The 14,229-nt window shown below is 68.3% G+C and carries 11 protein-coding genes and 4 pseudogenes; 8 read left to right on the top strand and 7 right to left on the bottom strand.

The genetic code is table 11. The features are described 5' to 3' along the window. The 6 genes and pseudogenes from AB0J12_RS34715 to AB0J12_RS34690 form a co-directional block, all read right to left on the bottom strand. Positions 1 to 349 (bottom strand): annotated as a pseudogene (locus tag AB0J12_RS34715) (5,10-methylenetetrahydrofolate reductase); the annotation flags it as partial. 61 nt (positions 350 to 410) lie between these two features. Continuing rightward, positions 411 to 1,127, bottom strand: a pseudogene (locus tag AB0J12_RS34710) (site-specific integrase); the annotation flags it as partial. Between the two features lies 1 nt (position 1,128). Next, a pseudogene (locus tag AB0J12_RS34705) lies at positions 1,129 to 1,404 on the bottom strand (IS110 family transposase); the annotation flags it as partial. A 22-nt stretch (positions 1,405 to 1,426) separates the two neighbouring features. After that, on the bottom strand, positions 1,427 to 2,659 hold the full coding sequence (locus tag AB0J12_RS34700; protein ID WP_363268634.1) for an IS110 family transposase: 1,233 nt from the start codon (positions 2,657 to 2,659) through the stop codon (positions 1,427 to 1,429). 327 nt (positions 2,660 to 2,986) lie between these two features. Next, a pseudogene (locus AB0J12_RS34695) lies at positions 2,987 to 3,322 on the bottom strand (IS110 family transposase); the annotation flags it as partial. A 414-nt stretch (positions 3,323 to 3,736) separates the two neighbouring features. Then, positions 3,737 to 4,639 carry a helix-turn-helix transcriptional regulator gene (locus tag AB0J12_RS34690; RefSeq protein ID WP_363268633.1) on the bottom strand — a complete coding sequence of 301 codons (903 nt, stop codon included), beginning with the start codon at positions 4,637 to 4,639 and terminating at the stop codon, positions 3,737 to 3,739. Positions 4,640 to 4,823: 184 nt separating this feature from the next. Between AB0J12_RS34690 and AB0J12_RS34685 the strand changes: the two genes are divergently transcribed. From AB0J12_RS34685 to AB0J12_RS34665, 5 genes are all read left to right on the top strand, one after another. Then, positions 4,824 to 5,840 carry a zinc-dependent alcohol dehydrogenase family protein gene (locus AB0J12_RS34685; protein ID WP_363268632.1) on the top strand — a complete coding sequence of 339 codons (1,017 nt, stop codon included), beginning with the start codon at positions 4,824 to 4,826 and terminating at the stop codon, positions 5,838 to 5,840. 107 nt (positions 5,841 to 5,947) lie between these two features. Continuing rightward, entirely contained in the window at positions 5,948 to 6,715 is a 768-nt protein-coding gene (locus tag AB0J12_RS34680) for a glucose 1-dehydrogenase (protein ID WP_363268631.1), read from the top strand. Between the two features lie 61 nt (positions 6,716 to 6,776). Further along, positions 6,777 to 7,079, top strand: coding sequence for a Ku protein (locus tag AB0J12_RS34675; RefSeq protein ID WP_363268629.1), 303 nt, complete (start codon positions 6,777 to 6,779; stop codon positions 7,077 to 7,079). Beyond that, positions 7,067 to 7,405: a hypothetical protein gene (locus AB0J12_RS34670; protein WP_363268628.1), complete on the top strand. Its 339-nt coding sequence runs from the start codon at positions 7,067 to 7,069 to the stop codon at positions 7,403 to 7,405. Before AB0J12_RS34675 ends, AB0J12_RS34670 begins: the two co-directional genes overlap by 13 nt. A 499-nt stretch (positions 7,406 to 7,904) precedes the next feature. Next, a complete protein-coding gene (locus tag AB0J12_RS34665) occupies positions 7,905 to 8,621 on the top strand; it encodes a hypothetical protein (RefSeq protein WP_363268627.1) in 717 nt (238 codons plus the stop codon). 395 nt (positions 8,622 to 9,016) lie between these two features. Here AB0J12_RS34665 and AB0J12_RS34660 read toward each other — a convergent pair whose 3' ends face one another. Beyond that, the gene (locus AB0J12_RS34660; protein ID WP_363268625.1) at positions 9,017 to 9,235 is read right to left on the bottom strand and encodes a hypothetical protein; all 219 of its coding nucleotides are present in this window, start codon (positions 9,233 to 9,235) and stop codon (positions 9,017 to 9,019) included. 670 nt (positions 9,236 to 9,905) lie between these two features. Here AB0J12_RS34660 and AB0J12_RS34655 point away from each other — a divergent pair. The 3 genes from AB0J12_RS34655 (at position 9,906) to AB0J12_RS34645 (ending at position 14,080) form a co-directional block, all read left to right on the top strand. After that, positions 9,906 to 10,745: a hypothetical protein gene (locus AB0J12_RS34655; RefSeq protein ID WP_363268624.1), complete on the top strand. Its 840-nt coding sequence runs from the start codon at positions 9,906 to 9,908 to the stop codon at positions 10,743 to 10,745. Between the two features lie 1,086 nt (positions 10,746 to 11,831). Continuing rightward, positions 11,832 to 12,752, top strand: a complete 921-nt coding sequence (locus tag AB0J12_RS34650; protein ID WP_363268623.1) for a hypothetical protein — start codon at positions 11,832 to 11,834, stop codon at positions 12,750 to 12,752. After that, a complete protein-coding gene (locus AB0J12_RS34645; protein ID WP_363268621.1) occupies positions 12,749 to 14,080 on the top strand; it encodes a hypothetical protein in 1,332 nt (443 codons plus the stop codon). Before AB0J12_RS34650 ends, AB0J12_RS34645 begins: the two co-directional genes overlap by 4 nt. Positions 14,081 to 14,229: the final 149 nt, after the last annotated feature.

The raw sequence follows: 14,229 nt of genomic DNA, 5'->3' as shown, positions 1-14,229 counted from the left end.
GGACCCGGTCTGGTTGCTCCGTGAGCCAGCTTCGGAAGTCGCTCTCGTCGTACTTGCCGACCGCCCGGTAGACCACGACCGGCAGGTCGAGCTCTCCGAAGTGCCGGGCGAGGTACTCCGCGGGGTCCATCGTCGGCGTGAACGGGAACGGCCGCTCGGCCGGGTTCCGGTCGCTCTCGTCGTCGATGTCGTAGAGCACGAGCCCGTCGGGCTCCAGGCCGTCGAGCCGCTTGCGGGTGATGTCGGCGATCTCCTGAGCCCGATCGGGGGTGGTCGTCTGCCTGGGCGGCGTCACCGCGAAGAACAGAAACTCACCTGCGCGGTCACAGATGCGCTGCTGAAGGTCCACGGCAGCGACCCTAACCGGTCCGCTCGTTCCGTCGTGCTCCGAACGCAGCCGTAACGCCTTGCTACTGACAGTTCCCCGACACCGTGACTACGTCCCCGCGAGTGCGCCGGGCGTCGCCGGGGACGAGCAAGCTGGTGAGTTCGGCAATCGCCTCGGGCGACGGTTTGAAGTAGCGGCGGACGTTCTCCGGCTTCTTGTGCCGGGACTTCGCCATCAGCATCAGCAGCGAGGCGCCCTGTTCACCGAGATGGGTCAGGGCGGAGATACGGAACTCGTGCAGGTCCCAGCCCGTGCCCGGTCCGCGCACGGCGGTGTGCTCATCGAGCAGAGCGCGGGCCTGCCCGTACGACCAGCCGGCCAGTCCGGTGTCCGGGCAAACGTCACGGGGGCTGACGACTTTGCCCGGCCCCAGGCGGCGGTGGGTGACGAATACCGGGCCGTGGGTGCGGCCTTTCAGCAGACGGGGCAGGAGCCGGGCGGTGACGGCGTCCCAGTACACGGGCTCCAGCACGTAGTCCTCGCGCGCCTGGCCGCGGCGGCGGGCCTTGGTCCGAGCGCCCTTCGCCTTGACCGGGCAGCGGCGCGCGGCGAGGTCCAGGTCCTCGATGTTCACGCCGAGGATCTCCTCGGCCCGCCCGGCGGTTTCGTAGAGCATCCGCCACAGCGTCTTCTCCCGCAGGTGTACCTCGCGCCGTGCGATCAGCCGGTCGACCGCCATCTTCGAGCGGGCTGGGATGTGGGAGTCCGGCACCGCCAGCCGCTTCGCCCAGGCCGGGACCATTGTGGGTTTTGCCGCGGGTTCTTTGCCGGTCGTAGTAGGTGCGGGAGGCCGGGTCGGCGTTCATGCAGGCGAAGGCGGAGAGGAACATGGCACGTTTGAGCTGCCGGTTTCCGCCTCGTGGTGCGTGTTCGCCGTGGATCGAGGTCCCCGACGAGCTGGTCGTGGGGGCGAGGCCGGCGTAGGAGGCGAGGTGGGCTGCGGTGGGGAAGCCGCTTCCGTCGCCGACGGTGACCAGCAGGACGGCGGCGGTCCTGACCCCGACTCCCGGCATCGAGACATCCGATCGGTCTATGGCGTCAAGCCGGGACTGGTAGTGGGGGTGGAAAGGCCGTGTTCTCGTCGTAGTTCTGGCGTGTGATGAGACAGTGGTGGAGCTGGCCGAGGAGCCGGTTGAAGAGGTTGCGCAAGGCGGCTGTATGCCGGTCCCCGATACTTCGGCGGCGGTCGTAGTGGCCGCGAGCTCCGCAAGATCCGGACAGTGCGGCGAAGGACCAGACGTAGCCGACTGCGGCCAGTCTCTGGTTCTTCACCTTGCGGTGGTGGACGATCAAGCTTTTGCCGGAGGCTCTGGTGATGGGCGCTGAGCCTGCGTATGCCTTGAGCGCCCGGCCGTCGGCGAACCGGGAGCGGTCGTCGCCGATCTCGGCCAAGATGCGGGCTCCGGTGAGTTCACCCAGGCCCGGAAAGCTGGTGATGATCTCAGCGTCCTCGTGTTCGGTGAACCTCTCGGCGCATGCGGCTGCGAGGTCATCGGCCGCCTGGGCGGCGGCATCGAGTTGCAGGACGAGTGCCCTGACCTGGTGGCCGAGGGCTTCCTCGACGCGCGGGAGCTGACGCATGTGCGGCTGGCGCAGGACACCGACGAGGTGCTCGGCCCGGGGCTCGATGCGGCGCTGGCGGCCGGCCTTGCGCAGAAGAGACCGGAGCCGGGCCTTGCTCAGCGCGGCAGCCGCGGCAGGAGTGGGAGCTGCGGCGAGGACAGCGCGGGCCTCCGGGTGGGCCAGGCCTACGTTCTTGACCTGGAAGGCGGCCAGGGCGGCCGGGAAGAACTCGCGCAGCAAGGATCGGAGTTGGTTGGCCAGCTGCTGGCGGTTCCAGACCGCATCTTGCTGGGCCCGGGCCAGGACAGCGAGTGCCTGGATGAGTTCGGAGTCGGCTGGCAGGGGACGGTGATGGTCCGCGTCCGTGCGCAGGACGTTCGCCAAGGCGAGGGCGTCCGCGTGGTCCGACTTGGCCCGCGCGACCGAACGTCGCTCACGATAGCGAGCGACCGCCATGGGGTTGATGGCATAAACAGGGCGGCCGGTGGCTCGCAGGCAGGCCACCAGCAGACCGCGGGAGGTCTCGATCGCGACGGGGATCGGATCCCCAGGCTCGTCGTCCCCGGCCTCGGCGAGAAGTTGCTGCAGGGCCTCCAGCCCGGCAAGGTCGTCGCTGATCCGTTGCTTGGCGACCAGGTCGCCTCGCTCATTGACCAAGGCGACGTCGTGGTGGTCCTCCGCCCAGTCGATGCCGCAGAAGATCTTCAATCAGGCCCTCCTCGAACGCAGATGGTGCAGGAGCCAGTGCAGGGAAAACGCCGCGCCCTAATGGGAGGACTCGTAGGTCCGGCATCCGATTGGCAGTTCGCATCCCCAGCGGTCGGCAGGGGCCTCGCTCTGTATGCGGAGCAGGTGGCTCTGGTGTCGATGAGAGGTCTCCTTGCCGGCGGCTCGGAAGACGCACTACCCAGCGGATGACCACGACGCGCCGGAAACGGAGGGCCGGTTGCGCACAGCCTCAATGAAGTAGGAGTCGAGCTCCGGGTCAGGACCAGACGTCCTCCGGCCCTCCGTCACCGTCGTGCACCACCATTAGGTCAGGACCGGGTGAAGAGGGTGGGCCTCCAGCAGGGTGCTGATCTGGTCTTCCAGTGCCCTTCGCTGCTCGTGGACCGCGGCGAGCGAGCGGGCGGCCAGCGACGGGATGACCACGTCGAGGGTGCCGGTTCCCGGGACCACGACGGTCTGTTCGTCGAGGGCGTCGAAGAGGTCGTCGATCAGCCGGGCGGCCATGCGCGGGGCCTTGGGACGGATTACCTCGACGAGTCTGCGGCGGCCGGCTTTCCGCAGAGCGTTGGGGGATCCGTATCGCTCGAGGAGCCAGGTGAAGGCGGGGTGGTCCAGTCGCGGGCCCAGTACGCGCTCGAGGGACACGGCGGCCACCGTACTCATTGGGCGGGTAGATCACGACTGGGCGCTCACTGGCCATGACGCCACCCTTCCGCCATGCCCCGAGGGGCGCACGGTGTGGTGCGCCGGCGGCGGGACGTTCCTAGGCTAGGGGTGCTGTGGGATCTCACGGTTGGTGGCATGAGTCGGGCTCCTGACCAGGGTGTCTTCGGCCATCTCATGTCGTGGTGTGGCGGCGTCGTCTCAGGCGCGTGGCATTTCCCCGAGAGTGTGGGGGAGGCCACCATCGATGAGTGGAAGGAGAGTCCGGACGCGAGCAGTTTGCCGTCTTGGATCGCGTCGGCCCTCTGACCGCCAGGTACGGCCTGGAAGCCTGAAGGCTCGCGCATCACGGAGCGAGTAGCGGGAGACCTTCACGCGCTGCCGGGCGAACGCTCAGGGCCGGTGTGTGGCGCCTTGGTCGTTGGTGGGTTCGTTGTCCGGTTGGTGGTTCCCGTCGAGTGTGGCGGACCAGCTGGATAGCAATTTGAGGCCGTCAGCCGATGGGGTGCCGGGTTCGGCGCTCATAGCGGTGAGGGTCAGACCGGGGTCGGTCGGTAGGGGCAGGGCTTCGAAGGCGAGGGTGAGATCGCCGACGGCGGGGTGGCGGAAGCGTTTGAGGCCAGTGTGGTGCAGGCGCACGTTGTGTGCGGCCCACAACGAACGGAAGTCTTCGCTGCGGGTGGAGAGTTCGCCGATCAGGTCGCTGAGGTCGCGGTTGTATGGGTCTTGTCCGGCCTCGGTGCGCAGGAGGGCTGCGGCCGCGGCCCTTTGGTGGTCCAGTTCGGTCATGTACTGCTCGGCGCCGGGGTTGAGGAACTGGTAGCGGGCCATATTGACCGGCCGGGCGGGGTCCTGGAACAGCGGCCAGTACAGGGCCTTGCCGAGGCGGTTGGTGGCGAGGATGTCGAGGCGGCCGTTGCGGATGAAGGCGGGCGCGTCGGTCATCGCGTCGAGGAGCTGTTGCAGGGCGGGCCGGATGGGCTGTGCCGTGCGGCGGCGTGCGGGCCGGCGGGTGGTGCTGGCGGTGCGGGCCAGGTCCATGAGGTGGGCACGCTCGGATTCGTCGAGCTGCAGCGCACGGGCCAGCGAGTCCAGGACAGCTTCGGAGGTGCCAGAGAGGTTTCCGCGTTCCATACGGGCGTAGTACTCGGCGCTGACCCCGGCGAGCATCGCGACCTCTTCGCGGCGCAGCCCCTTGACCCGCCGGTGTCCGGCGGCAGGCAGGCCCGCCTGCTGCGGGGTGATCTTCGCGCGGCGGCTGGTGAGGAACTCGCGGACCTCGCTTCGGTTGTCCATGTCTTCGAGGCTACGACGATCGCGGTGCGTGAAGGGTGCCCTGCCAGTACATGTAACAGCGGGTCCTTCCATACGCGCGTGACCTGCCGTTTCATCGATTTCAGGCCAGCAGACGGCCGCCCCTCCACCGCCCGGAAACCATCCGGCGCCCTGCACTCCCACTCTCGCGATTACGGAAAGAATCATGCGCGCTACTGTTCTCCACGCCCCCCGCGACGTGCGGGTCGAAGACCGGCCCAAGGCCGCCCTCCAGCAGCCCACCGATGCGGTGATCCGCACCGTCGCCACCTGTGTGTGCGGCTCGGACCTGTGGGACTACCGAGGCATCAACGAGGTCGCCGAGCCCACGCCCGGCGGCCACGAATACGTCGGCATCGTCGAAGAGGTCGGCAGCGAGGTGACGAGCATCAAGCCGGGCCAACTCGTGGTCGGCTCGTTCTTCGCCTCGGACAACACCTGCCCCAACTGCGAGAACGGCTACCAGACCAACTGCCTGCACCGCGAGTTCGTCGGCGGCTGCCAGGCCGAGTACGTCCGCGTCCCGCTCGCCGACGGCACCCTCGTCCACGTCCCCGGCGAGGTGGCCGAGGAGCACATCCCGAGCCTGCTGGCCTGCTCCGACGTGATGGGCACCGGCTGGTACGCGGCCGTCGCCGCCCAGGTCAAGCCCGGTGACACCGTCGCGGTGGTCGGGGACGGCGCGGTCGGCCTGTGTGCGGTCATCGCCGCCAAGGAACTCGGGGCGACGCGGATCATCGCCATGTCCCGCCACGCGCCCCGCCAGCAGCTGGCCCGCGAGTTCGGCGCCACGGACATCGTCGCCGAGCGCGGCGACGAGGGCGCTGCCCGGGTCAAGGAGCTGACCGGCGGCATCGGCGCGGACGCCGTCCTGGAGTGTGTGGGCAACCCCGAGTCCATGCAGCAGGCCCTGCACTCCACCCGCCCCGGCGGCAATGTCGCCTTCGTCGGCGTCCCGCACGGTGTGCAGATCGACGGCGAGGAGCTGTTCTTCTCCCACGTGGCCCTGCGCGGCGGCCCCGCTCCGGTCCGTGCATTCCTGCCCGACCTCATCGAGCGCGTCCTTACCGGCCGGATCAACCCGGGCAAGGTCTTCGACCTCGAACTCCCCCTGGACCAGGCCGCCGAGGGCTATCGGGCCATGGACGAGCGCCGCGCCATCAAGACCCTCCTGCGCCCCTGACCAACCATCGGGCACATCCGCCGCGGCGAGAACACGGCTGACACGAACCCCCTGCACGAGGCGGTGCCCCAAACGCCGGGGCCGCTACACAGATTGGACCCCTGAACATGAACCCGCAGTACAACTTCGAAGGCCAGGTCGCCCTGGTCACCGGCGCGGCCTCCGGTATGGGACTGGCCGCCGCCCGCGCCTTCGCCCAGGCCGGTGCGGCCGTCGTGCTGGCTGACGTGAACAAGGTCGCCGTGCAGACTGCGGCGAAGGAACTCACCGACGCCGGGCACCAGGCCATCGGCGTGGTGTGCGACGTCACCGACGAGGACCAGGCCGCCGCCATGGTCCAGAGCGCGGTGGACACCTACGGCCGCCTGGACATGGCCTTCAACAACGCCGGCATCCAGGTCCCGCCCTCGGGCGCCGCCGACGAGACGGCCGAGAACTTCGACCGCGTCAACGGCGTCAACCTGCGCGGCGTGTGGGCCGCCCAGAAGCACGAGCTGCGCCAGATGCGCACCCAGGGCTCCGGCGCCATCGTCAACTGCTCCTCCCTCGGCGGCCTGGTCGGCCTGCCTGAGCGCGCCGCCTACCACGCCTCCAAGCACGGTGTGATCGGCCTGACCAAGAGCGCCGCGGTCGAGTACGCGCCCAAGGGCATCCGCATCAACGCCGTCTGTCCCGGCGTGATCGAGACCCCGATGGTCGCCGACATGCTCGAGGGGCAGGCCGAGGCCATGGCCGCGATCATGAGCGAGCAGCCCATCGGGCGCCTCGGCCAGGCCGAGGAAGTCGCCGCCGCCGCCCTGTGGCTGTGCAGCCCCGGCGCCAGCTTCGTGATTGGCGTCGCCCTGCCCGTCGACGGCGGATACACCACCCACTGAACGCCGCCCGAACCGGGGGCACCCGGCCCGGGGTGCGGCACTGGCGAAGGCGATCGAGATAGTGGTGTTCGTCTCGGCCGCGGACATTGACCCGATCCAGATCAGCGACGGCTACTACCTGCAGGCCAGCGGCCAGGTCGCCGCCAAGCCCTCCAAGCTCCTGCTCCAGGCCCCGGGACGGTCCGCGAAGGTCACCATCGCCGAGTACGCCTGGAGCGGCCGAGTACGCCTGGGCATGCTGCGGGTCCGGGACGACGCCCTGGTCCTTCTCGCGATGCGCTGGCCGGATGAGATCCGCAACCCGGCCGAATTGCTCCCGCCGCCGGTACAGGTCTCGGACGAGGAGCCCTCATGGGCACCATGACCGTCGAGGACCTCGAGGCGCTCGACACACACGACGAGTGCACCGATGCCATCGTGCAGATCATCGAAGCGAAACGGGAGAACAAGCCGCTCCCCCAGGCGCCGGAGCCGGAGGAGCCGGCGCAGGTACTCGACCGGATGGCCGCACTGAATGCCTCGGTGGACAAGGCCCGCGAGTCCCGTGGCGAGCACGGCGCCGAGGCCGAGGTGCACGAACTGCCGAAGCCGAAGAAGAAGGCCGTCGAGAAGAAAGCGGCCGCCAAGAAGACCGCAGCGAAGAAGACGGCGACGAAGAAGGCAAGCAGCCGCAAGCCACGCAGCGCCTAGGTGTCCTGTGGATCAGGTAGTCGTTTGATCCGATGTGGAGTCCAGGGGTGGCTTGAGCGATACAGGCGCCGCGTGGTGGTCGATGGCGGGACCATCGGGTGATCATCGACGCGGTGGCCTGGAATTTTCGGGGTAACAACGCGTGGCGCGATCGAACTGCCGCACTGCGGTAGGGCCTTCCGTGCATACTCGCGGCAGTGCGCGCCGCGCGGCAGGAACGGACCGACATGCCCGCCCCGGGGAGCGGGTCAACCCCACCGGACCTTAGTCCGAATCATGATCCCTCCTGCTGTGCGGTCGCCGCCGGCCCTGCCCACGTGACGGGCGCGTGCTGTCCTCCCACGCTGACACCGCCCCCGCCGGCCCCGCGCGCCGCGACCAGGCAGGCCGGGGAGAGCCGTACTCGGGGTAGACGCTGGAGGTGCCCGGTGGCCTGCACCGCTGAAGGACGCAGGCGTCGTGGCGCTGTCAGTGGCGGCGACCGGAAGGACCAGTCGGTATGGCACGTACGCGTGCGGAGGCGAGCACCAGGCATCCCCGGCACGAACGCAGGGGCGAAGTACGGCTGCCTGCAGTCGTCGCGACGCTCGCCGCGATCGCCCTGTACCTGCTCCTGCCGCAACGGCTGCTGGTCGCTCCGCGCTACGTGCTGCCCGCCCTGGAGTGCCTGCTGCTCGTTCCGCTGATCGCGATCAACCCGAAGCGTCTGACCCGGCAGACGAAGGCGTTCCGGGTGCTTTCCCTCACGCTCGTGGCGGTCATCGCCGTCAGCAATCTGGTGGCGCTGGTCATCCTGATCCACGAGCTGGTGTATGCCGGGGTGAAGGACGGCCGGTCCTTGCTGGTGGCGGCGCTGCAGGTGTGGCTCACCAACATCATCGTCTTCGGCCTGGCCTACTGGGAGCTGGACCGCGGCGGCCCGGTCAGCCGCACCCAGGCGCCCCGCTCGGCCCTGCCCCTGGCGGATTTCCGTTTCTCGCAGGACGAGAACGACGACGCCATCCAGGAAGTGGCCGACGGCGCCAGCGGCACGTCGGACTGGGTCCCCACCCTCGTGGACTACCTCTACGTGTCCGTCACGAACTCCACGGCGTTCAGCCCGACCGACACGATGCCGCTGTCGACCCGGGCAAAGCTCCTGATGAGCATCCAGAGCGTCTCCGCCCTGTTCACCTCGCTCCTCGTGATCGCCCGGGCCGTCAGCATCCTGCACTGACCAGCCGCGTGGCTCAAGCCTCCTCCTCACGACGGCGGCGGGACCGTACAGCCCCCGCGGCCTCGGCCCGCCGGTCTTCGCCACGTCCCTGGCGGACGGCGTCGGAAAGAGTGTCCGCCGCTCCCGACACCACGCCCTTGGCTTTGGCCTGGCCCTTCGAGCCGGATCCTTCCGCATCCACAAGCATCTGGTAGATGACGCGACCGTCTGACCAGTCCTGCCTGGCCCGTACCTCGGCCCGCCGCCAGCGCCCCGCCGACATGACCCAGAAGGCGGGCGGATCAGACGAAGGCCAGGTCCACCCGACCGGCTCTCGCCCATCCTGCGGGCGCCATGACCGAGCCGTCAGCACCTCCGGAACTGCACTGCTCATGAGCTTGATCAGGCGTGCAGGATCAGGAGGCGGCCGAGACGTCGCGGGCGCGATCACCGCCTGCGTAAAGCGCTGATGCGGCCGGCGTGCGCTGGCCATGCCATTGGGGGTGGAAGAGCACCTCGCCCGACAGCTGGACGAGTCGTCTCCGCAGCACGGTGCGCGGCTGAGCCGCGAGCTGGCGGTAGGTGGCGTGCCACTCGCCAACCGCCCGGGCAAGGTCGTCGGGAATCGGTCGCATGACTGAATTCAATCAGTCGTTCGATTTTCTTCGCTCGTCGACACCTGCCCCCTGTGCCGGAGGCGACCATCTGACTTACCGCCCGGGTGGAGCCACCGCCGCCTCCCGGGCGCGTCGGCTTCAGGGGCCGCTACGAAGATCACGACCAGCCGGTGATCTTCGAGAGGACCCCCGCTCGTGCGCCTCACCAAAACAACTGGAACTTCAGCGCGGCAACAGTCTGCTTCCAGGAACTGCTGGCCGTCGTCCCCGTCGGCGGAGCCTCGCTCGCCAACACCGTCAACCACTGCGCGAACGGCAACGTTCTGGACCCCTCCTTTAATCGGCGAGCGCGTCCATCAGCCAGCGCAGCGCGAGCAGCGCCGCATAAAACCAACCCGCACAGGGGGAATCACCGCTCCTGAGGGGTGGCTGCTCGTTTACCGTGCCGGGGATGTTCCGCTGGGAAGCGGCCGGGTGTCCCTGCGGTCCAGCATCGTCGGGGGCCGGGGCACGCGCCGCAGAGGCCTGTCGATAGCACCGTTTGCACGGCGCCGGCCAGCTTCTCGGCTGCCTTGTTCAGGTTGCGTTCAGGCTCGGTGTGATCTTGGAAAATTCAGGTTCCACAGGCGCCAAAGCTCTGGCAAAGGGGTCTGGGGCGGCGGCTGGGGCTCGTGCCATCGTGCCTGTCATGTCGACTGATCACCTCACTCACAACCGGCCCACCGGCCACATCCGTCACGCGGCGAGCAAAGTGCCGGAAGTGACCGTCTACTTCTGGATCATCAAGGTGCTGACGACCGGTATGGGGGAGACGGCTTCGGATTACCTGGCCCACCTGCTCGGCCCGATCCCGGCTGTGGGGCTGGGCGGGATCGCTCTGGCGGCCGCCTTGGCGGCTCAGTTCGTCGTCCGGCGGTACGTGGCGTGGATCTACTGGACGGCGATTGTCATGGTCAGCGTGTTCGGGACGATGGCCGCAGACGTCCTGCACGTTGGTCTCGGCGTGCCGTATACGCTCTCAACGCCGTTCTTCCTGGTCGCGCTGGCCGCGGTCTTCGTCCTGTGGTTCCGCAGCGAAGGCACCCTGTCCATCCACAGCATCCACACCCGGCCCCGCGAGACGTTCTACTGGGCCGCTGTGCTGGCCACGTTCGCGCTGGGTACCGCCGCTGGGGATCTCACCGCCACGATCGGCCTGGGCTACCTGGGCTCCGCGGTCCTGTATGCCGCCGCGATCGCCGTTCCGGCCGTCGCGCATCGCTGGGGCAGCCTGAACGCGGTGGCGGCGTTCTGGGCCGCATACGTCATCACCCGCCCGCTCGGTGCCTCCGTCGCCGACTGGATGGCGGTCGGCCACGACCGGGGCGGGCTCGAGCTGGGTCTGGGACCGGTCACCCTGTCCTGGACGGTGGCCATCCTCGGCTTCGTGGGCTACCTGGCCGTCTCACACAAGGACGTCCAGCACGATGCCCCCGTCGTCCCGGCCGACGACCCGGACGGGAACGCGACGGCCCGGCAAGCCTGCTGAGAAGCCGGCTGGAGGCGCGCCCAGGCACCCTTCTGGTCTGGTGAAGTTTTTGGCGATCTTCGGTGTGGGTCGGCTGGCTTCAGGCGGCTTTCTGGGAAGTGGGCCGCGTTGGGATACAGGTCGTCCAGGGCGAGCTGGTGGGCCGGAGGACCCGGCAGGGCCACCGTGGGTGATGCCCAGGTCGGGGCCGACGTGGAGCGGCTCGCCGAGCTCCATCTCCCGCCAGTGGGGCTGTCGTCCATGCGCTCGCCGGGGACGACGACGGCGGGGTCATCGGCGAGGCGCGACGACTGAATGCGCATGCGGCCGTGGCCCCGCTGTGGTCGATAGGCAGGCTGCAATGCTGGTCGCCTGCTCGGCGCTCGAGGACGTGCAGGTCGTTGGAGTCGGGGTAGCGCAACGCCCACAGCTCCTTCGGGGTGCGAGGATCAGGTTGATGGCGAGACTGGCATCACGACGGTGCGGCCGGCAGGGCGCTGGAGGAGGCGGCCCTGTGCGTGGCAGACATCGGCACGTCGTCGTGACGACGGGTCCGGAGTTGTCGGGAGCCCTTCAGATGGGTCTGGCCGCGGCCGGGGGTATCGCGTGCGCGCTCGGCGCCCCCGCATGGCGTTGATCGGCTCCGCGCCGACTAATGACCAGGGCAGCGGTTCAGCGGACGGCCCACATGTCTCCAAAGTTCAAGAGGCCTGTGGGGCTGATTACTCCGGAGGTAAGGGTCGTCGTTCCCCGGCCTCGCCGCCTTCCGTCCGGCCGAGGCGTTCCCACCGTCTCAGCCAGGAACGCAGGGAGGTCGCGGTAGCGACGACGAGGACGGTGGGGAGCTGCGTGAGCAGTCCTTGACAGACGAGATCGAACACATGGCGCATAGCGACTCCTTGGACGCCCCGCGGCGGGATGCCGGACGGGGTGCTTCATCCATCGTCATCGGGCTAATAGCCCAGTTGACGGGTGCTGACAAAGCCGCACGCCGGCTTACACACCACTCCGGAAAGGCGCTGAACCGAGGGGCTTTGTTCCGCGGGCATCGCTGTGCCCTCTTGCGTACGATGCATCCGATGCCGTTCCGTCGGCCGGGGGGATGGATTGGATCCGCACAGCGAACTGCGACATCGTCTGAAGCGCGTGTACCGGGAGGCCGGTGAACCCGCCACGCGGTTGATTGCGCATCAAACGCACAACGCGATCAGCCACACCACCGTCGCCGCGGTGCTGCGAGGAGACCGCTTACCCCGCTGGGGGCAACTGGAACTGGTCATCGAGGTCCTGAATGGTGACCGCGAGGAGTTCCGGCGACTGTGGGTGGCCGCACGGGACGCGGCTGACAACGACGGTCAGGAAGGACCGGCCGGGGCAGACCCGGCAGCGGCGCAGGCCCAGCCGTCCTATGCACCGTCGCCGACAGACTACTTCTGCTACGTATCGCGTTCGAAGGTCGAGCGGCTGTATGCCGCAGGCGCCGGGGCGGACGAGGGATCATCTGTCCGGAGGGATGAGCCCACGGTCGGATCGGCGTCTGTGGGAGAACTCTTCCGTATGGGCGGCACCTTCGGTCGGCCACACCTGTTGACGCACGGCAGCGCCCGACGGGTCGAACTGATGCAGCAGTTGCGGCACGTGCTGGCGGGGCTCGTGGAGAGTGGCTCCATCGGATGGCTTCAGGACGAAGGGGCAGTGCCGCAGTCGCGGTACGTCGCGTATACGGGAGTCTTCCACCGGTCCTCCGCGCCGCCACCCGGCCGAGTGGACGATCCGGCGGTCGACATCATCAGCCTGACAGGTTCGGTTCCACGCTCGGACGTTCGCCTTGACTGCTCCCTGCGCTACTTCAGTGAAGCCGTCGACGAGAAGTATGTCATCACCTCGGAAAACCACTGGTTCCTTCAGGGCGGCGGAAGTCTGCTCTTCGACACCGTGTTCCTCCGCCTCCATCACGAGCCGGGGTTGCTCATCGGCAGCCCTCTCTTCCTCAAAATCCGTTCGGCCGGACAGGCCGTCGTGCTGTGACCCCCCGCGAAGCGACGGAACCACTGGACCTCGATCGTCACTCCCCGGACGAGTTCGAGGGCAAGAGCGTCATCGTCAACGGCACCGCGTACCGGATCGCAGGCTTCGTCGGCCAGGGAGCCGAAAAGGTCGTTCACCGTCTTGTGAACCTACGCAGCGGCTTGGCGTACCACGTCATCAAGGTGTACCGCGACCAGGCCCTCGCGGACCGGTATATCGACGAACGCCGCCAGGGTTACGCACAGTTGAAGCAGTACTTCTCGGATCACGTGCCCGACTACATCATCATGTACGCGAACAACGGCTGGTACGAGCTGCAGGACTCGATCGCGCTGCTTCGCTTCGACGACCCGGCGCCGCAGACGCGAGAAGAATTCGACGCGGCGCGCGCCGCCGTGGAGCGCCAGGATGCGGACGCTGCCCTGGCACACCTTGACGAAATTCTTCGAATCAATCCGTTCCACACTCAGGCTCTGGCCGAATCCTCGGAAATTCTCGTAGCGCAAGGGGAGCGGGCCGAGGCGCTGGCCAGGTACTACCGCGCTGTGACCATCGAGCCCAACTATTGTGCTTACTACAAGGGGCTGATGCAGCTCACCTACCAGCTCGGCATGCCCTTCCTCACCCTCGACGCCGAGCAGGAGATGAAGCGGCATTTCCCGTATCAGGAAGAAATGTCAGAGGTGACCGCCGCGGCCTTGCTGGCGTGCGGGGAACCGCAGGCGGCGATCGAAGTACTGACCTCGTGTCAAAGAAAGGACGTCGACCGCGACCTCGCCTCCAAGGTCCGCACCGCCGCCGAATCCCTCCTCGACGCGCGGAGACGAGCAATGCACCATTGGGCCGCAGCCGGCGAAGCCGTCGTCGCAAACCAACCGGAGGAGGCCGCCCGAGCCCTGCAGGCGGCGCTCGGCGAGAGCCCGGGAGATCCATGGCTGCTGGCCAACAAGGCTCTGCTGGCCGCTCGAGCGGGCTCGCCGGGAGCGGAAGGCGAGCTGGCACGCGCAATGGCAGCCCTACGCATCGACTACCACCCAGCATGCATGACCAGCCTTGCGTACCACGCTCAGTTGACCGCACCCGGCACACCGACGGCGTTGGATGCGCTGTCCGCTCCGGCAGAGCCGCCGTCAGGGTTCGAGGGACAGCGCAGCGGGCCGACGCCTGCCCCCGCACTGCTGTGGCTGGACCTCGACGGCGCGCTGTGCCTGCCCATAGCGACGGTCGCCGAAGTCCTCGCACCGGCCGCACTTGCGGCCTACGCCAGGACATCGAATGCGGCATATCGAACGGTGGCGCAGCTGTATCTGGCGTGGAGCGGGCCCTGACGCGCACGCGACCCCGAGACCAGACGCTGTGCGAGTCCGGCTCGGTGCCCGAGCTGAACCGCTACGGCTAGGACCCGTGATCGTGCGCACCGCCACGGCCCCAGCATTGAGGGCCGCTTGCAGCATCGCCTCCTGGGCCTGCCGGAGTA

This window comes from Streptomyces sp. NPDC049915 (assembly GCF_040656475.1).
Lineage (GTDB): Bacteria > Actinomycetota > Actinomycetes > Streptomycetales > Streptomycetaceae > Streptomyces.
Note: the sequence above shows the minus strand (reverse complement) of the source record. Positions and strands in the feature narration are given on the sequence as shown.